Raw genomic sequence first — 18,782 nt, 5'->3', positions numbered from 1 at the left:
CAGTCGCAACTCTCCCCGACTTCAAGAATTTTGCATGAACAGGGTGTTGAGTGATGGTCGCGACAGGTGAGCAGGGTCCTTATGTGCTGGTGGTCCGCTGCCCGGACCGCAAGGGCATCGTGGCGGCGGTGTCGACATATCTGGCGCAGCACGACGCCTCGATCACGGAATCGAACCATTTCAACGACGCCCTGAACAATCAGTTCTTCATGCGCACTGTTTTCCGGGCCGACGGGGTGAATTTTCCCGATCTGGCGACGCTGAAGGAAGGGTTTGCGCCCATCGCGCGGGCCTATGACATGCATTGGGAACTGCACGACATGGGCGTGAAGCCCAAGGTCGTCATCGCCGTGTCGAAGTTCGGCCATTGCCTGTACGACCTGCTGCACCGGCAGCGTTCCGGCATCCTGAAGATGGACATCCCTGCCGTCGTGTCGAACCATGACGAGATGCGCAGCTTCGTGGAATGGTCAGGCATTCCCTATCACTACCTGCCCGTGGGCAAGGACAATAAGGCCGAGCAGGAAGCGCAGTTCACCCGCATCATCAATGAAAGCGGCGCCAATCTGGTCGTGCTGGCCCGCTACATGCAGATCCTGTCGCCGGAATTCTGCGACGTGCTGGAAGGGCGCTGCATCAATATCCATCATTCCTTCCTGCCCAGCTTCAAGGGCGCCAAGCCCTATCACCAGGCCCATGACCGCGGCGTGAAGATCATCGGCGCCACGGCCCATTTCGTGACCAAGGCCCTGGATGAAGGCCCCATCATCGAACAGGACATCCAGCGCGTGGACCACAGCCACACGCCCGAAGATCTGGTGAATATGGGCCGCGACGTGGAATGCGCCGTGCTGGCCCGCGCCGTGAAATGGCAGCTGGAACACCGCATCATCATGGACGGCAAGCGGACGGTGATTTTCCGCTGACGCTGTTTCCGGTGGACCGGAAACAGCGTCAGCTTATTCATTGCGCCTCAAATGCCGGCGCTGCCATCCGGCAGCTTGGCTTCACACCGCACGAGCGGCGCGGCGGCGGTCGCCGCCGGAGCTGTTTCCGGATAGCCGAAAACAGCTCTTGGGAACAAAGGGGCAACCCGGGGTGCAATCCCCCCCCTGCCCTGTGCTTACAGCAGCGTCGCGTTCAGCCGCACCTCAGCATTCAACACCTCGGAAACCGGGCACATGGCCTTGGCCTGCGCCGCCAGTTCATTGAACTTGTCAGGGGCGATGCCCGGCACCTTGGCCGTCAGGGTCAGTTCCGAAGCTGCGATCTTCCAGCCGCCGCCATCGCTTTCCATGACCAGAACGGCACCGGTTTTCAGCTCCTCCGGTGGAAAGCCGGCAGCCGTCAGCAGGAACGACAGCTGCATGGAAAAGCAGCCGGCATGGGCGGCGGCGATCAGTTCCTCCGGGTTGGTGCTCTTGCCGTCGCCGAAGCGGGCGACAAAGGAATAGGGAACATTGGCCAGCGTAGCGCTCTGCGTGGACAGGGTGCCGCTGCCATCCTTGCCGGTGCCGTGCCAGACGGCATTGGCGGTACGCTTGATCTGCGCCATATCTGCTTCTCCTGCGAATGGTTCGGAGATGCAATCATAGCATCAGGCGATGACATTCCGCAGATGTTCGCCCACCGATTTTGGGGAAATTAACAGCAGAACCATATCGGCCCTGGACAGGCCAATATGCGGAAGTTTCAGGAAATCTGTTTATAAAGTAGTAACTGGCATATTACCAATTAGCTGATATCCTTTTCCCGCCCAACGGTTCCGGGATGTGAACCGGGCGTATCTTGAGGGGGGATGGATATGCGTCTTCGGTTCCTGACGGGGGCCGCCGGCTTGTGCCTGGCGGCAGCGCACGTCTGCATGGCGGACGAGCTGGAAAATCCACCCGACATGCAGATGAACGGGCAGGGCCAATATGTTCTGACCGCACGGACAGCCGAATACCGGCTTCCCCCCTATGGTGACCACATCCTGACCCGCAGTTTCGTGTCAGAGGGCAGGAAGAAGGGGGGGCAGGACCGCGCGCGGCTGGTCGGCCCCACCCTGCGTGCCCATCCGGGTGAGGTGGTGAAGCTTCATTTCGCTAATGAAATGAAACAGATGGCACAAGCCGGCGACGATTTTCCGGTTTCGCCGGCCATCAATGGTCACAGTGCGCTGGACACCACCTATGTCGACACGCTGCCGCACGGGTTCGACATCCTGAACCTGCATACCCATGGCCTGCATGTCAGCCCGCAGGGCAGCAGCGACAATGTCCTGCTGAACATCCTGCCGGCCGATGCCAAAACCCAGGATATTCTGGACTGCCAGCACAGCACTGACCGCGATGTCGATTATCGCCATGTCTGCGTGCAGGGGGCGTTTGACTATGAATACAAGATCCCGGAGAAACACCCGGCCGGCACCTACTGGTATCACCCGCACAAGCACGGGTCGGTGGCAATCCAACTGGGCAGCGGCATGGCCGGCGCGCTGATCATTGAAGATGACAAGACCGGCATCGACAGCCTGCCCGCCGTGAAACAGGCCAAAAGCCTGAATGGCGAGCGCATCCTGGTCGTCCAGGAAATCCTCTATACCCGTACCAATGCCGCCGATGAGAAGGAGGCGCGGCACGCCGTCAATTGCCAAGCCGTCTATGGCAGCAGCATTTGCAGCACGCTGGGCAACAAGTCGACCACCACCTCTGCCGTGAACCAGAAATTCTCCGTCAATGGTCAGATGGATCCGAGCATCACCATGGCGCCGGGTGAAGCGATGCTGTGGCGCGTCATCAACACGACGGTCGGCAATGTCCTGCCCTTCTGTCTGGTGCCCATGGCCGGAACCAAGGCGCCGGCCCCGGCGCTCTATGCCCTGGCAGCCGACGGCATTCCCATCCAGCGCCCCCTGCCCCCCGGCGCGGCGGACCAGCCCTTCCCCCTGGGCGCCCCCGTCTATGATCTGACCACCAAGACGGCCGGAACGGACGTCATCACCAATGAACTGGTGCTGATGGCCCCGGGGCAGCGCCTGGACCTGATGGTCAAGGCGCCGGACGGCGAAGGCCGCTTTGCCCTGATCCAGGCGCCAGCCCCGAGCCAGAGCGCCACGACCAGCGGCCTGTGCCAGGGCCCCCTGACGGTGGATGCCGGGGGTCATATCCCCGCCAGCCAGCTTATCATGTATGTCGAGGTGAAGAAGCATGGCCGCAAGGTGAACAGCGCCGTGCCGACGCAGAGCGAGTTGAACAGGCTCTATACGCCCATCGATCTGACCAAGGCCAAGGACGTGCCACCGGGCCCGACGCAAGGTGTCGTCTTCGGCTTCACCAATGTCGAATATGCGCCCAGCGCCATCGGCGGCGCTTCGGTCGTCAATGGCCGTCCCTTCAACTTGGAACGGGTGCAGCGCCGGTTGAAGCTGGGCCAGATGGATCGATGGGGCGTGCAGAGCGCGTCCGATACCCACATGTTCCACATCCACATCAACTCCTTCCAGGTCGTGAAGCGTGGTTCGGTCGATTACGACTTCCCGATCTGGCGTGACACGGCGCTGATCAACTGCGCGCCAGGGCCGGGGGGCTGCACCTTCCCCAACGGCAACACCCTGCAGCCGGGAAGCAACCCGCCGGGCGGCAATGGCGAGATATTGCAGTTCCTCAGCCGGGCGCTGGATTTCACGGGCGGCATGGTCATGCACTGCCATAACGTGAACCACGAGGATAATGGCATGATGGAACTGGTCGAACTGGCGAAGTGAGCCTGCTATCACTCTCCGCGGTTCATCCGTTCCGGGGAGAGTGATCTTGGCCATCGTTCCGTCCGCCACCCGCGCCGTTCTGCTGGCAGGCCTGTTCGCCCTGTCGGCCTGCGCCACCGCCCCGGCACCGAAGGCGGCGGCCCCTGCCCGTCCGGCCTGGGCGCTGGCTATCCATGGCGGGGCCGGCGTCATGGACCGGGAAACGATGGGACCGGAGACGGAGGCATCCTACCGTGCCGCCATGCAGGCTGCCCTGGGCCGGGGCCGCGCCGTGCTGGACAAGGGCGGCAGCGCCCTGGACGCGGTAGAGGCGGTCGTCCGCGGGCTGGAGGATGATCCGCAATTCAATGCCGGCAAGGGCGCGGTCTTCACCGCCGATGGCCGCAATGAACTGGATGCCGCCATCATGGATGGCAGCAACCTGAAAGCCGGGGCCGTCGCCGGCATCACCGGCAGCCGCAACCCCATCACGCTGGCCCGCACGGTGATGGAAAAATCACCGCATGTCATGCTGATCGGCGCCGGGGCAGAACGGTTCGGGCGCGAGATGGGCGTGGAGCAGGCCGAACCCTCCTGGTTCTTCACCGAACGCCGCTGGCAGTCGCTGAAGAAGACCCTGAAGGATCGCGGTCTGCCCATCCCGCCGCGCCCGCCCGGTGTGGGGCCGGAACCGGTACCCCTGGCCGCTGCCGACATGCCGTTCGAGGATCGCAAATACGGCACGGTCGGCGTCGTGGCCCTGGACAGCGCCGGCCATGTCGCCGCCGGCACCTCCACTGGCGGCACGACGGCCAAGCTGTGGGGCCGGGTCGGTGACGTGCCCATCATCGGCGCCGGCACCTATGCCAGCGACAAATCCTGCGCCGTATCGGCCACGGGGACGGGTGAGTATTTCATCCGCCTGGGCGTGGCCCGGTCGATCTGCGATCTGGTCGAACTGAAGGGCCTGTCCTTGCAACAGGCGGCGGACGAGGTGATCCAGTCCCGCCTGACCGCGCTGGGCGGCGATGGCGGCATCATTTCCGTGACCCCCGATGGCCAGGTTGCCTGGTCCTTCAACACATCCGGCATGTACCGCGCCCGGCAGGTGGCCGGGGGCGAACCGATCGTCGGCATCTTCAAGGGCGAGAACTGAGCCGCAGCTGAAAATACCTTCTGCGCTGCCGCCAACCGGCCGTCCACCGACGGCCGGAACGGCATACATATATCTGCAACACAATTACGATACATTGACGTATCGGAATCAGCGCTTGAAGCCATCGTTCATTAACGATACAAGACCGTATCGATAATAAACGATGGGGAGGAAAGTAACATCATGAAAAAGGTCAGCCTGCTCACGGCCATGCTGCTGGGCACCTGTTCGCTTGCCCAGGCCCAGCCGGCCACCTCCGCCAGCGCGGCGGAACCGGTTGAGGAACTTCAGGAGATCATCGTCACCGCGCAGAAGCGGGCGCAGCGCATCTCCGACGTGCCGATGTCGATCAGCGCCTATGACAGTGAATTGCTGTCGCAGATCGGTGCCACGGAACTGAGCCGCGTGGCCCAGATCACGCCGGGTCTGGTCATCCAGCTGCAGGACCGCCTGCTGCCCGGCATCTCGCTCCGCGGCATCACGTCGGACGACACCTCCCCCGCCAGCGAGCCGCGCGTCGCCCTGTTCCAGGACGGCATCCCGATCACCCAGATCGCGTCGGCCTATGCCGAAATGTTCGACGTTGACCGGGTGGAAGTGGAAAAGGGTCCGCAATCGACCCTGCACGGCCGCTCGGCGCTGAATGGCGGTGTCTCCGTCTTCCAGAAGCTGCCGACCAGCGACCTGGGAGCGGAGTTCAAGGCAGGCATCGGCAATTACGGCTATCGTCAGGTGCAGGGCGTGGTGAACCTGCCGCTGTCCGACGATTTCGGCGTCCGCGCCGGCGCCCTGGTCCACAAGCAGAATGGCTATGTGAAGGATGCGGAAAGCGACGACAGCTATAACAAGGTCGATGCCCGCGCCTATCGCCTGACCGCCAGCTACAAGCCGGAAGGTGATTTCTCCTTCGATTTCGCCGGCACCTATGACAAGGACGACACCAACAGCGGTGGCGCCTTCAAGTCAGGCCTGTTCCTGCCGCTGAACCAGCAGACGGGCGCCGTCGAGGGTGACCTGAATTTCTGGTCGCCGACCCATATCGGCACCTTCGGAGAGATGCCGGCCGCCTATACCGCGCGTGAAGTGCTGGGCCTCAGCGGCACGGCACGCCTGACGCTCAACGACAATCTGTCGCTGACCTCCGTCAGCGGCTATCGCTGGTACAGCGCCTGCCAGGCCGGCGATATTGACGGCACGCCGACCAACATCATCGCCTATGAACAGTGCAATGGCGGCCGGCAATATTCAGAGGAAGTCCGGCTGAACATCAGCGATGTCGGCCCGTTCGAAGGCTTCATCGGCGCCGGCTATTTCAAGGCCGAGAACCATGTGTCGGTGGATCTGGGGTCAGATGAGCGGGCCATGGCCCTGCTGCTGACGGGCAACCTGCAGCGCTATGCGCCCAAGGGACTGACCAACAACCAGATCATCAGCGCCCTGGGCGCCAAGGCAGCCAGCTACAAGGCCTTCCACATGGACCGCAAGGTGCAGACGGCGGATATCGAAACCTACGATGTCTTCGCCGACGGCACCTGGCACATCACCGATACGCTGGAGACATTTGTCGGTGGTCGCGTGACCTGGGACGAAAAGGACGTGTCGCTGCTGGCCAACACGCCGCTGGGCGTGTCGAAACTGACGGGCAAGGGACTGCTGATCACCTCCACCCCCGGCGGTGTGGCCGTGACGGCCAACCATTCCTCCACCCTGGTCACAGGCCGCGTGGGCGTGCGCTATGCGGTTACACCTTCGGTCAATCTCTATGCCGTGCATGGCGTGGGCAAGCGCCCGGATGTCGTGGAACTGACCTCGTCGGGCCGCGCCGATCTGGTGCCGGAGGAAAAGCTGTCCTCCAGCGAGGCCGGCGTGAAATACCGGCTGTTCAACGGCCGCCTGCAGGGCGACGCGTCGATCTATCACTACACCTACTCCAATTTCCAGACGAAGCAGCGCGTCGATGGCGTGCTGACCTCCGTCAATGCCGGCGACGCCAGCGCCACCGGGATCGAAACCCAGGTCAGCTGGCAGATCGTCCCGGCGCTGTCGGTGTTGGGCACTTATGCCTACAATCATGCGCGCTTCGACAATGGCGCCTATGAGGGCAATCAGTTCCGCAACAGCCCGGACCACAAGTTCGCCATCGGCCTGAACGCCACGGCGGATGTGCCCTTTGGCACCCTGGCCTTCGCGCCCTTCTACAGCTGGCAGTCGAAGATATTCTTCTCCGACGATAATGACCGCGCCGACCTGCAGGTGCGCACGCCCGCCGCCTATTCCGACACCAGGCTGGACGAAGTGCAGAAGGCCTTCGGCCTGCTGAACGCCAAGCTGTCCTTCACGCCGGAAAGCGGCCCCTGGTCCATCGATCTGGTCGGCGAGAACCTGCTGGACCGCAAGTTCATCGTCGATGCCGGCAATACGGGTGACTCGTTCGGCATGCCGACCTTCGTGTCCGGCACGCGCCGCACGGTCCGCGTCGATCTGAACGTCAAGTTCTGACGGCCATCCAGCTAGAGCTGTTTTCGGTTGACCGGAAACAGCTCCGGCGGCGACTGCCGCCGCGCCGCTTGTGCGGCGTAGCCAAGCTGCCGATGCAGCGCAGCGCCGGCGACTGAGGAAAACGAAAGGCTAGAGCGTGTTTCCGGTCAACGGAAATACGCTCCAAGGAGAAGGTGCCATCATGAAAATCAATCGACGCGGTGCCCTGGGCTTGGCCGGCGCCGCCACATTGACGGCGACCGTGCGTACGGCGGCCGGTGCAGCCAATGCGCCGGCCGTCACCTTCCGCCACGGCGTGGCGTCCGGCGACCCGCGCCAGGACCGGGTGATCCTGTGGACGCGCGTGACGCCCGCCCAGGCCGATGCCGGCCCGGTGGATGTGGATTGGGAAATCGCGGAGGACCCGGACTTCAAGGGTTCCGTCCGCCGTGGCACGGTCCGCACCAGTGCCGCCCGCGACTTCACGGTGAAGGTGGATGCGGCGGGCCTGCGTCCACTGACCCGCTATCATTACCGGTTCCGCTGCGGCGGACAGACCTCGCCCGTCGGCCTGACCCAGACCCTGCCGGAAGGCAAGGTGAAGGACATGGTCGTCGCGGTGGCGTCCTGCGCGCTTTATTCCACCGGCTTCTTCAATGCCTATAAGGAGATGGCGGCGCTGGACCGGCTGGATCTGGTGCTGCATCTTGGCGACTATATCTATGAATATGGCGGGGCGCCTGACCAGCTGGGCATGTCGATCGGCCAGAAGATCGGCCGCGCGCCGACGCCGCTGAATGAGGCGGTGACCCTGGCCGATTACCGCGAGCGGCATTCCTGCTACCGGCTGGACCCGGACCTGCAGGCGGCCCATGCCCGCGCGCCCTGGATCTGTGTCTGGGACGATCATGAGACGGCCAATGATTGCTGGACCGGCGGCGGCCAGAACCATCAGGCCGAGGAAGGCGACTGGATCGAACGGCGCACCGCGTCCGTCCGGGCCTATTACGAATGGATCCCTATCCGGGACCCCGAACAGGGCCGCAGGTTCGAAGAGATCAACCGCACCTTCGAACTGGGCGATCTGGCAACCCTGGTGATGCTGGAAAACCGGCATGTCGGCCGCAGCCGCCAGATCAGCCTGCGCGACCCGCAGGACACCCGTTGGCTGGTGATGGACAAGACCGACCCGGCCAAGCCGGTGCAGGTGACCGACCCCGCCATCGTCAAGGAAGTGCTGACGGCCGCCCGCACGGGCAAGCCCATCCCCGCCCCCTATGGCATCAAGCTGGATACCGAGGCGCTGAAAAAGCGGATCGAGGATCCTTCGCGGACCGTGCTGGGTGACGCGCAGGAGAAATGGCTGCGCACGCAGCTTGAAACCTCCGTCCGTGCCGGCAAGCCCTGGCAGATCCTGGGCAACCAAGTGGTCATGGCCCATACGACCGGTGTCGATGTCGTGGCCGCCCTGGGCAAGGACGGCTGGGAAAAGGCGCTGGCGCAGATGACGCCCTATCTGCGTCCCTGGGTCCGGCAACTGGCGGAACTGCCCCGTGACATCCCGTTCGAATTCGACGGTTGGGATGCCTATCCGGCGGCGCGCGCCCGCATGGATGCCATCCTGACGGAATCCGGCGCCCGCCCGCTGGTCCTGTCCGGTGACAGCCATGCCTTCTGGGTGAACGAGCTGAATGGCGCCGGCCGCCGCCGCATCGCCGCGGAAATCGGCACCACCGCCATTACCAGCAGCAGCCTGGGCAATATGCTGGGCAATGTCGAGCTGGGGCCTGCTTTCGCCGACGCGTGCGAGGAAGTGCTGTTCAACCAGCATCTGACCAAAGGCTTCGCGCTCTTGACCCTGTCGGCGGAAGAGGCCCGCGTCGACCTGATCGGTGTCACCACGGTGCTGAGCCGCGATTACAAGCGTTTCATCCTGAAAAGCTATCGCATCCTTCCCGGCACGGAAGGCGGCATCCGATCCATCGAAGAGGTGTGAGTTCAAGGGGGGCGACCGGTCCGCAGCCGCGGCCGGCCGCCCCATGGCTTCAGGGTTTGGTGATCAGGCCGATGGCCTGATCGACCAGATCCTCCATCTGCGCCTGGGACAGGCCGACGCGCCGGATGGCGATATGGTGGATGAAGCTGCCCATCAGCGTATGCAGCACGAAATCGACCTTGGCAGCGTCGGCTTCCGGCGACAGCCGGCGCAATTGGGCAATGTAGTACGGGGCGACATTGGCCAGATGGTTGTCGAACACACGGGCCAGTTCCGGCTTGCTGCGTGCCGCGGAAGCGACGTTCAGGATCGCCGCCCCGCGGTGACCCGACAGATATTCCACACCGACCCGTACCAGCATGATCAGCACGTCGCGCGGCGTCATGTCGTCCCGGATGACGGGTTCCACCGCGCGGAGTGTCTTTTCCAGTACGGTCGTGACCAGTTCTTCCTTCGTCGGGAAGCGACGATAGAGCGTGGTCCGGCTGCACCCGACCTCCTGCGCGATGGCCTCAAACGTCAAGGCGTCATAGCCATGGCGGGCGATCAGCTTCCAGGTCGCGTCGCGGATGAGACGATCCTTCTCCGGGTCGCGGGGGCGGCCTCGGCTACGGACCCGATCAGCAACCCCTTCTGATTGTATGATTTTTTGCATTTCTCGCAGAAAAGTCAGTTCCAAATGAGATCAGGTCACAGACCCTAGCAGGCTGAACAACATATTATCACCTTCGCTCGGAAAATGATGTAGGAAGCTCATGACAATACGATAAATTATTATACATCTTTTCATTGTCTGTGACGCTGCGCGGGCCATCCAGAATATCAACCGCGGCACTGCGCCCCTCAACACAGAGGGCAACAATATAATTTAATTTCATCTGCCGGCCCAAGCTGATAACAACCAAAAAAGCGACGCAAATCACGCCGGGCCGCTGTGAGTTGGCGCACTCTGCCAGGAGACATGCAACTGCCCCATGACGGCCACAGCCCCCCCCCGGCAGGACCGGTTCCACGCGGAACCGCAAAATGTGGAACAAGCGCCAGGTACCGCGGACCGACGATCGCTATTGTGCTGTCCCGGTCCGTTCTTTGGATGAATCTGCCGTTCGCCGCCCCCCGTCACCCTGCCGCCGACAGCCCCCCAGGTTATATGCTGGTTGCATAGAGAGGGCGATGGTCATGGCAACGGCTTGCCAATTTCGGGGCTTGCATCGCGACCATTGATATCCTGGTCATGACAAGGGCGGGGTCGCGGCCGAAATGCCTGTCACTATCGATCCTGCGCGGTTCGGCCTGGATTCGTGCGAACCTGAAAAAGGGCATGACTCTGAGCATCGGCCGCCCTCGCGGCCATTTCCCGCTGGAGGGCAGTACCGCGCCGGCTCTGCTGCTGACCGGCGGTATCGGTGTCACACCGCTTCTGTCCATGGCCTGGGCCCTGTGGGCTGCTGGTTCGCCGATCATCTGCATTGGGAGGCATTCGCCGCCGCCGCACCGTCCGGTCACGCCTTCACCGTCACCGTGCAGGGGCTGATTTTGTCCAGCCGCCTACCGGGACGACACCATCCAGGCAGCGGCCGCCGCGATGGCCAGCGGCACCGCATAGATCAGGAACAGCATGCCCCGGTCGGTCCCGATCTCCATCAGGTACCCCGCCGCCAGCGGCCCCAGAATGGCGCCGCTTCGCCCCACGGCCATGGCCGTGCCGATGCCGGTTGTCCGGATTTCCGTGGGATAGAGCTGTGCGGCGGTTGGGTAGAAGGCGTTGAACCCGCCCTGGACCAGGATGCCCAGCCCCAGGATGACCGCGAAGGTGGCGGCAATCGGCATCGATACCCAGCCGAACAGCAGCATCAGCAGCGTCGCACTGCCCAGGAAGACAGGGATCAGGCGGTTCAGCGGCAGGCGCGTTGCCATCAGGCCGATGCCGGCACTGCCGATAAAGGCGCCGATATTGAAGGTGGCGCCCGCCATGATGGCCTGATCCAGCGCCAGCCCGGCATTGACCGCGATGCGCGGAATCCAACTGATCAGGAAATAGAGCCCGGCCCAGCCCATCGTCATGCCCAGCCACAAGGCGGGTGTGGAGCGGGCCAGATGTCCCTCGAACAGGGCCGACAGCTTCACCCCACGCTTCGCGGGCAAGGGGGGCGCGTCTTTCAGGGGCGGCTGACCCAGTTTGACCAGCAGCCGGTTCAGGCGCTGCAACCGGTCGGGGGCATCCTGTTTGGCCAGGAATTGCAGCGATTCCGGCATCAGCCAGGCGACCACCGGCAGGATGACGGCCGACAACAGGCCCGATCCCACGAACAGCGGCTTCCACCCACAGGTCTGGATCAGGACGGCCGAGGCGAAGCCGGTGATGATGGCCCCGATGGGCCACCCCGCCTGCAGGAAGGCCACCCAGAAGCTACGCAGTCTGGCGTTTGAGAATTCTGAAGTGATAGAGGCCATGGAAGCCAGGATGGCACCGATGCCCACCCCCGTCACCACGCGCCAGACGGCCAGCATCACCATGTCATGCGCCGTTGCTGCCAGCAGCATGCCGGCCCCGATAAGGCTGATGGCGATCAGCACCACCTTGCGCCGGCCGATCATATCCGCCACCGGCCCCATCAGCATCGACCCGAAGGCCGTGCCCAGCAGGCTGGCCGTCAGCACGATGCCCAGCGCGCCGTCCTTCAGCCCCCATTCCTGGGCGATGACGGGTGCCGCATAGGTCAGCAGCACCACATCCACCCCATCCAGCAGGTTCAGGACAAAGCAGAGCAGCACTACCGTCAGGCGCGTGCGCCCCATCGGGGCCGCTTCCAGGGCGGCAAGGCGTGCCTGGAATTCGGCGGTGGCCTGGTCGGTCTTCGGGCCTGGCTTTGTCAGCATTCTTTTCCCTCCCTGGTCCGCGCCTGGCCTTCTGTCGGGCCTTGTCGCGGCGTTTACGCCCGCACGGCAGCGTTATTATCCCAGCATTGCCTTGAAATCCGCGCCCATGTCACCGGCGTTCGGTTCGATACCGGTGAAAAGCTGGAAGGCGCCCACCGCCTGGAACAGCGCCATGCCACCGCCATCCAGCGTGCGACAGCCCAGCCGGCGGGCCGTGCGCAGCAATTCCGTTTCGATGGGAAAATAGATGATCTCCGCCACCCACAGGTCAGGGCGCAGCAGCCCTTCCGCCACCGGCAGTCCCGGATAATCGGCCATGCCGCGCGGCGTGGTGTTCACCAGACCCCGGGCGTGGGGAAGCACGCTGTCGGGTGTCGGTACGGCCCTGACCCGGCCGTTTCCGAACAGGCTGTTGAGGCGGGTCGCCAGTTCGTCGGCCCGCGCCATCTGCACATCAAAGATCGACAGGCTTTCCACGCCCAGCCGCAGCAGCGCGTAGCCGACGGCGGCACCGGCCCCGCCGGCACCCAGTTGCACCACATGGCGCAGATCGGCACCGGGCAGGCCACGCCGGAACCCTTCGGCGAAGCCCCACCAGTCCGTATTGTGCCCGGTCTTGCGACCATTCTGCAGGACGACCGTATTGACCGCCCCGATGGCGGCGGCTTCCGGCGACAGTTCATCCAGCAGCGGGATCACCGCCTGCTTGCAGGGATGGGTGATGTTCAGGCCGTTGAAGCCGAAGCGTTGCGCCCCTGCCACCAGATCGGGCAGTGCCGCCACGTCCAGACCCAGCGGTTTCAGATCGATCAGGCGATAGACATAGCGAAGGCCCTGGCGGGCCCCCTCCTGTTCATGCATACGCGGTGTCAGGGATGCCTGTATTCCCGACCCGATCAGGCCCGCGAGGATGGATTTCCCGTTCATGATGGGCTGTTCCCCACTCTGTTGCCGAGAAAGGTGAGAGCGGCCAGGTAGCCGTCGGCGCCAAGGCCGCAGATCACACCCGTCGCCGCCAGAGACACATAGGAATGATGGCGGAAAGCCTCCCGCCGATGAATGTTGGTCAGATGCACTTCCACCACCGGAATGGGGCAGGCCAGCAGCGCATCCATGATGGCGACCGATGTATGGCTGTAGGCGCCGGGATTGAAGATGATCCCCGCCGCGTCGGTCCGCGCCGCATGGATCCAGTCGATCAGCGTGCCTTCATGATTGCTCTGCCGGCACAGCACGGAAAGGCCCAGCGCCCGCGCCTGGCGGCGGCAGGCTTCCTCGATATCGGCCAGGGTGCGGTGACCGTATTTTTCCGGTTCCCGCGTACCCAGCAAATTCAGATTGGGCCCGTTCAGAATGTGGACAGGCTGTCGTTCCACAGGGTCCGGCACCATTCCCCCCTGCGCCCGGTAACAGGCGGTGTTTGTCGTTGATCGGCCGATGGCATTGGCCGTTGCGCGAATGTGTACGAAATAGTACGTTCACGTCAAGGCGCGTCTTTCAAGACCCGAAAATCAGCAGCAATCAAGATATTGGGAGGGCACATGGAACGGGCGGACATGCCGGCCGGCGGCCTGGTCAAATCCATCGCCACCGTGTCGATCAGCGGCACCCTGACCGGCAAGCTGGAAGCGGCGGCGGCGGCCGGGTTCGGCGGCGTGGAGATATTCGAGAACGACCTTCTGACCTTCGACGGCCGCCCCGCCGATGTGCGCCGCATCGCGGCCGATCTGGGGCTGGCCATCACCATGTTCCAGCCTTTCCGCGATTTCGAAGGCATGCCCGGCACCTTGCGCACCCGCACCTTTGAACGGATGCAGCGCAAGTTCGACGTGATGGCGGAACTGGGCACGGACCTGCTGCTGGTCTGTTCCAACGTCTCCCCGCAATCGCTGCCCGAACGCGGGCGCATCGTCGATGATTTCCGGGATCTGGGCGCACTGGCCGCGACGCGGGGGCTGCGGGTGGGGTACGAGGCGCTGGCCTGGGGCCGGCATGTGCATGATCATCGTGACGCCTGGGACATCGTCCACCGGGTCAATCATCCGAATATCGGCTTGATCCTGGACAGTTTCCATTCACTGGCCCGCAATGTGCCCATCGACAGCATCCGCGATATCGACCCTGCCAAGCTGTTCATCGTACAGATCGCCGACGCCCCGCGCCTGGACATGGACCATCTGTACTGGAGCCGGCATTTCCGCAACATGCCGGGCCAGGGCGATCTGCCCATCACCGATTATGTGAAGGCGCTGATCGCCATCGGCTATCGCGGGCCGCTGTCACTGGAGATATTCAACGACCGATTCCGCGCGGGCTCCGCGTCCGGTATCGCGCTCGACGGCTTCCGTTCGCTGAAGATGGTGGAGGATGAGGCACTGGCCCGGCTGAAACGCCCGGCCACCATGCCCCCGCGCGTGGATGTGCGCGGCGTGGAATTCATCGAATTCGCCGCAACGGAGGAAGAGGCCGGGCCATTGGGCGCCATGCTGGCCAGCATGGGCTTTGAACCGGTGGGGCGGCATGTCAGCAAGGCCGTGACCCGCTGGCGTCAGGGCGACATCAACATCGTGCTGAATGGGGAGACGGAGGGCTTTGCCCACAGCCATTCCATCGTGCATGGCGCCTCGGTCTGTGCGCTGGCCCTGCGGGTGCATGATGTGCCGGCGGCGCTCGCCCGTGCCGACAGCCTGCGCATACCCCGCTTTGCCCAGGCAGTGGGGCCGGGTGAGATGGATATACCCTGTGTGCGCGGCGTGGGCGGCAGCCTGATCTATTTCATCGAGGAAGGGACGCAGGATCAGGTCTGGCGCAATGATTTCGTCCCCCTGACCGCGGCGGCCGTGCCCGGTGTGGGGCTGACCCGCATCGACCATATCGCCCAGGCCATGGGGTATGAGGAATTCCTGTCCTGGCTGCTGTACTATTTCGTGCTGTTCGACGTGACCAAGACGCCGCAGTTGGAAATCGCCGATCCGCTGGGCATCGTCCACAGCCAGGCGATCGAGAATGGCGACAGGTCTTTCCGCATCACCCTGAACGGGTCGGCGGCGGCACAAACCCTGACGTCGCGTTTCCTGAACCATTATCTGGGTGCGGGCGTACAGCATGTGGCGCTGGCCACCGGTGATATCTTTGCGACCGCAAAGGCATTGCAGGAACGCGGGCTGGAACGCCTGCCGATCCCCCGCAACTATTACGACGATATCGAGGCGCGGTTCGGCCTGGACCCCGATCTGGTGGAACGGATGGCGGCACACGACATCCTGTATGACCGGACGGAGGAGGCGGAGTTCTTCCAGCTTTACTCCCGCGCCTTCGCCAAGCGCTTCTTCTTCGAATTTGTCGAACGCCGCGGCTACGACGCCTATGGCGCCGCCAATGCCGCTGTGCGGCTGGCCGCACAGTCCCGGTTCAACACCGACACGGCCTACTGACGCCGCTGAAACAGCGCCCGCGAAAAACAACAAGATGTACGGAGGAAACATGTCCATCTGGTCCCGCCTGTTGTTGGGCGTCGCCTGTCTGTCCTTTCCGCTGGCCACCGCTTGCGCCCAGACCGTGCAGGTTGATGGCGGGGTGATCGAGGGCAAGCTGCTGGACAGTGGCGTGAACGCCTTTCTGGGGGTGCCGTTCGCGGCCCCGCCGCTGCGTGATCTGCGCTGGCGCCCACCGCAGCCGGCTGCCCCCTGGAAGGGGGTGCTGCATGCCGACCGGTTCGCGCCCATGTGCCTGCAGCCCATGCGCGGGTCCACCATCAACCATTATTTCGGGCATGAGGCGATCAGCGAGGACTGCCTGTACCTGAATGTCTGGGCGCCCCGGGAACCGGCGGCGCCGGGCAAGCCCTATCCCGTCATGGTCTGGATCTATGGCGGGGCGTTCAATGTCGGCTCTGCCAGCATGCCCAACTATTCCGGGGAATTCCTGGCCAAGCAGGGCGTGATCTATGTCGCCCTTTCCTACCGTGTCGGTACCCTGGGCTTCCTGGCCCATCCGGAACTGACGGCGGAAGGCGGTGGCCATTCCGGCAATTACGGGCTGATGGACCAGATCCAGGGCCTGCGCTGGGTGCGCCAGAACATTGCCGGTTTCGGCGGTGACCCCGGCAATGTCACCCTGGTGGGGCAATCGGCCGGGTCCATGTCCATCGGCCTGCTGATGGCCAGCCCGGAAGCCAAGGGCCTGTTCCACCGCGCCGTCGGCATGAGCGGCAGCCCCTTCGGCGCCCTGCTGCCACCCCTGCCCCTGACCGACGCCGAAGCCGATGGCAAGCGATTGCAGGACGCGCTGAAGGCCGGTTCCCTGGCCGACATGCGGGCCATGGCCGGGGACCGGATCATCGCCACACCCCTGCCCCGCCGTTCCCCCATCGTGCTGGATGGCAAGGTCCTGACGCTGCCCCCCGATCAGGCGATGAAGGGCGACGGGCATAGCGATGTGCCGGTCATGATCGGCTTCACCCGCGATGAAAGCTTCCGCACCCTGTGTAGTGCCGCCGATATTCCAGCTTATGAGGCGCTGATCCGGCAATCCTTTCCGACCGTGGCCGACAAGGTGCTGAAGGCCTATGCGGTGAAGGACGCGGCGGGGATCCAGCGCGCCATCACCGACATTCAGCGCGACGCCACCGTCGGCCGGCAGGTCGCTTCCTGGGCACGGGCGCAGAAGCAGCCGACCTACGTCTGGCTGTTCACCCGCCGCCATCCCTATACGCCGGGCATCCGCTTTGCCGACCATGATCCGGCGACGGTGGGCGCCTATCACACGGGCGACGTGCCCTATTGGCTGGGCACCCAGGAGGCGCTGAACCTGTTCCGCCGCACCCGCGACTGGCAGCCGGTCGATCTGGAACTGGCCGCCCGCATGCAGTCCATGCTGCTTTCCTTCGCCAAGGGCGGGGCGCCATCGCCTGATTGGCCCCGGTTCGACCCGAAGAAGCCGCGCCTGATGGAACTGGGTGAACAGGTGCGGGTCATGGACTGGCCGCGTTACGCGACGCTGGACCTGCTGGCCAGGTGGGAGGCACCGCCGCCGGCGCCCGCCACCACGCCGCGTGTGCGCGATTGAGGAGCGTCACCATGAGATTTCTGCTGCTTTGCCTGCTGTTGCTCTGCCCTGCCGCAGCGCAAGCCTATGAGCCCGTGCCCACCCCCGGCCTGCGGCTGGTCCTGCAAGCGCGCGTCACCGTCGATCCGGCGGTGGAGTTGGGCGTCAGCGACCATGGCAATCGCCGCTTCATCCCTATTACCGGCGGGACCTTCACCGGCGACGGGATCAAGGGAGAGGTGATGGCCGGCGGCGCCGACTGGCAGGTCGACCGGCCGGATGGTGTGCGGGAGATCGAGGCGCTCTATTCCCTGCGCACCGATGACGGTGCCGTCATCATTGTGCATAACAAGGGCCTGTCGGTGCCGGATCCGCGTTACCTGATGACCGTCCCGGCCTTCCATGCGCCCGCCGGCAAATATGAATGGCTTAACCGCCGCGTCTTCGTGGGCCGGATCGCCCCGGTACCCGGTGGTGGGGCCGTGATCATCAGCGTCTTTGCGGCGGAAGGCTGAATTCGCTACAAAACGCGCGGGGCCGCATTATCCTGTGGCTCCCGCGTACCTCCATCATTCAACGGATCATCCATGAACGCCCCGGCGCCCAAGTCAAAATCGGCAACCCCGGCCCGCAATCCCCGCGCCGCCGAAGCCGATGAGACCAAGGCCAATATCCTGGCCGTGGCCCGGCGCGAATTCGCCGACAAGGGCCTGATGGGTGCCCGCATCGACGAGATCGCGGAGAAGACCGACACGTCCAAGCGGATGATCTATTACCATTTCGGGTCGAAGGAGGGGCTGTATCAGGCTGTCCTGGAACAGGAATATATCGCCATCCGTGATTCTGAGGCGGCCCTGCCCATCCTGGATGTCGGCGCGGAAGAAGCGCTGAAGGCCCATATCCGCCTGACCTTCGATCATCACTTCCGGAACCCGGAATTCGTCCGGCTGGTGATGAACGAAAATATCCTGCACGGCGCCTTCATCGGTCATGTCGAGGGGATCAAGCGCCGCAGCCAGCATGTGATTCAGGGCCTGAAGGCCATCCTGGACAAGGGTGTGGCTGAGGGTCTGTTCCGGGCGGATATCGATCCGGTCGAACTGCACATGACCATCAGCGCACTCAGCTTCTACAACGTCTCCAACCGCTACACCTTTTCCACCATCTTCGGGTACGAGCTGGGGTCGGAACAGGCCGCGGCACGCCGCAAGGAACAGGTGGTGGAGATTGTCATGACCTGGTGCCGCAAGGCCTGAAAAGCGCTCCACATAACGAATTTCCATCAGCCGTAAAGAAACGCACTGCGGCATAACAAACGCGATTGACGACGTACGAACTGTTTCGTACATTAACTTCACCGAAGAAAATCGGGCCGCCTGGCATCGTCCGTCCGGACCCGCAAAATCAAAAATATGGTCGGGGGGAAAGAATGAAGCGTTCCGTCACCGCCTTATCCGCCACCATTCTGTGCCTGTCGGCATCTGCCGTGGGGGGGGCGG

Annotated in this window: 14 protein-coding genes; 9 read left to right on the top strand and 5 right to left on the bottom strand. The window is 63.8% G+C overall.

The window, feature by feature from the left end; genetic code table 11:
- The first annotated feature begins 53 nt into the window (after positions 1 to 53).
- Positions 54 to 926 carry a formyltetrahydrofolate deformylase gene (gene purU, locus ACODTW_RS25280; protein WP_488948913.1) on the top strand — a complete coding sequence of 291 codons (873 nt, stop codon included), beginning with the start codon at positions 54 to 56 and terminating at the stop codon, positions 924 to 926.
- A 197-nt stretch (positions 927 to 1,123) separates the two neighbouring features.
- On the opposite strand, the gene ACODTW_RS25275 is transcribed toward purU, so the two are convergent.
- Positions 1,124 to 1,555, bottom strand: a complete 432-nt coding sequence (locus tag ACODTW_RS25275; RefSeq protein WP_488948912.1) for an OsmC family protein — start codon at positions 1,553 to 1,555, stop codon at positions 1,124 to 1,126.
- Positions 1,556 to 1,804: 249 nt separating this feature from the next.
- On the opposite strand from ACODTW_RS25275, the gene ACODTW_RS25270 reads away from it, so the two are divergent.
- The 4 genes from ACODTW_RS25270 to ACODTW_RS25255 all read left to right on the top strand — a co-directional run bounded on the left by ACODTW_RS25270 (position 1,805) and on the right by ACODTW_RS25255 (position 9,357).
- A complete protein-coding gene (locus ACODTW_RS25270; RefSeq protein ID WP_488948911.1) occupies positions 1,805 to 3,748 on the top strand; it encodes a multicopper oxidase family protein in 1,944 nt (647 codons plus the stop codon).
- 46 nt (positions 3,749 to 3,794) lie between these two features.
- Positions 3,795 to 4,883 carry an isoaspartyl peptidase/L-asparaginase family protein gene (locus tag ACODTW_RS25265; RefSeq protein ID WP_488948910.1) on the top strand — a complete coding sequence of 363 codons (1,089 nt, stop codon included), beginning with the start codon at positions 3,795 to 3,797 and terminating at the stop codon, positions 4,881 to 4,883.
- Positions 4,884 to 5,066: 183 nt separating this feature from the next.
- Positions 5,067 to 7,382: a TonB-dependent receptor gene (locus tag ACODTW_RS25260; protein WP_488948909.1), complete on the top strand. Its 2,316-nt coding sequence runs from the start codon at positions 5,067 to 5,069 to the stop codon at positions 7,380 to 7,382.
- 181 nt (positions 7,383 to 7,563) lie between these two features.
- Positions 7,564 to 9,357 carry an alkaline phosphatase D family protein gene (locus tag ACODTW_RS25255; RefSeq protein ID WP_488948908.1) on the top strand — a complete coding sequence of 598 codons (1,794 nt, stop codon included), beginning with the start codon at positions 7,564 to 7,566 and terminating at the stop codon, positions 9,355 to 9,357.
- 49 nt (positions 9,358 to 9,406) lie between these two features.
- Here the strand turns inward: ACODTW_RS25255 and ACODTW_RS25250 are convergent, their stop codons facing one another.
- The 4 genes from ACODTW_RS25250 to aroQ form a co-directional block, all read right to left on the bottom strand.
- Positions 9,407 to 10,012 (bottom strand): TetR/AcrR family transcriptional regulator, encoded by a 606-nt coding sequence (locus tag ACODTW_RS25250; protein WP_488948907.1) that lies wholly within the window; start codon positions 10,010 to 10,012, stop codon positions 9,407 to 9,409.
- A gap of 893 nt (positions 10,013 to 10,905) precedes the next feature.
- The gene (locus tag ACODTW_RS25245) at positions 10,906 to 12,237 is read right to left on the bottom strand and encodes an MFS transporter (RefSeq protein WP_488948906.1); all 1,332 of its coding nucleotides are present in this window, start codon (positions 12,235 to 12,237) and stop codon (positions 10,906 to 10,908) included.
- A gap of 75 nt (positions 12,238 to 12,312) precedes the next feature.
- Positions 12,313 to 13,164: a shikimate dehydrogenase gene (locus ACODTW_RS25240; protein WP_488948905.1), complete on the bottom strand. Its 852-nt coding sequence runs from the start codon at positions 13,162 to 13,164 to the stop codon at positions 12,313 to 12,315.
- Positions 13,161 to 13,628: a type II 3-dehydroquinate dehydratase gene (aroQ, locus tag ACODTW_RS25235; protein ID WP_488948904.1), complete on the bottom strand. Its 468-nt coding sequence runs from the start codon at positions 13,626 to 13,628 to the stop codon at positions 13,161 to 13,163. The genes ACODTW_RS25240 and aroQ overlap by 4 nt, the downstream gene beginning before the upstream one ends.
- Before the next feature lie 150 nt (positions 13,629 to 13,778).
- Between aroQ and ACODTW_RS25230 the strand changes: the two genes are divergently transcribed.
- The 4 genes from ACODTW_RS25230 to ACODTW_RS25215 all read left to right on the top strand — a co-directional run bounded on the left by ACODTW_RS25230 (position 13,779) and on the right by ACODTW_RS25215 (position 18,539).
- Complete coding sequence (locus ACODTW_RS25230) at positions 13,779 to 15,671, top strand: bifunctional sugar phosphate isomerase/epimerase/4-hydroxyphenylpyruvate dioxygenase family protein (protein WP_488948903.1); 1,893 nt, start codon at positions 13,779 to 13,781, stop codon at positions 15,669 to 15,671.
- 49 nt (positions 15,672 to 15,720) lie between these two features.
- The gene (locus ACODTW_RS25225) at positions 15,721 to 17,304 is read left to right on the top strand and encodes a carboxylesterase/lipase family protein (protein ID WP_488948902.1); all 1,584 of its coding nucleotides are present in this window, start codon (positions 15,721 to 15,723) and stop codon (positions 17,302 to 17,304) included.
- A gap of 11 nt (positions 17,305 to 17,315) precedes the next feature.
- Positions 17,316 to 17,798, top strand: a complete 483-nt coding sequence (locus ACODTW_RS25220; RefSeq protein WP_488948901.1) for a DUF3237 family protein — start codon at positions 17,316 to 17,318, stop codon at positions 17,796 to 17,798.
- A 72-nt stretch (positions 17,799 to 17,870) separates the two neighbouring features.
- Positions 17,871 to 18,539 carry a TetR/AcrR family transcriptional regulator gene (locus ACODTW_RS25215; RefSeq protein ID WP_488948900.1) on the top strand — a complete coding sequence of 223 codons (669 nt, stop codon included), beginning with the start codon at positions 17,871 to 17,873 and terminating at the stop codon, positions 18,537 to 18,539.
- Positions 18,540 to 18,782 lie beyond the last annotated feature (243 nt).

This window comes from Niveispirillum sp. FG148 (assembly GCF_057809655.1).
This window is presented reverse-complemented; position numbering and strand designations above follow the sequence as displayed.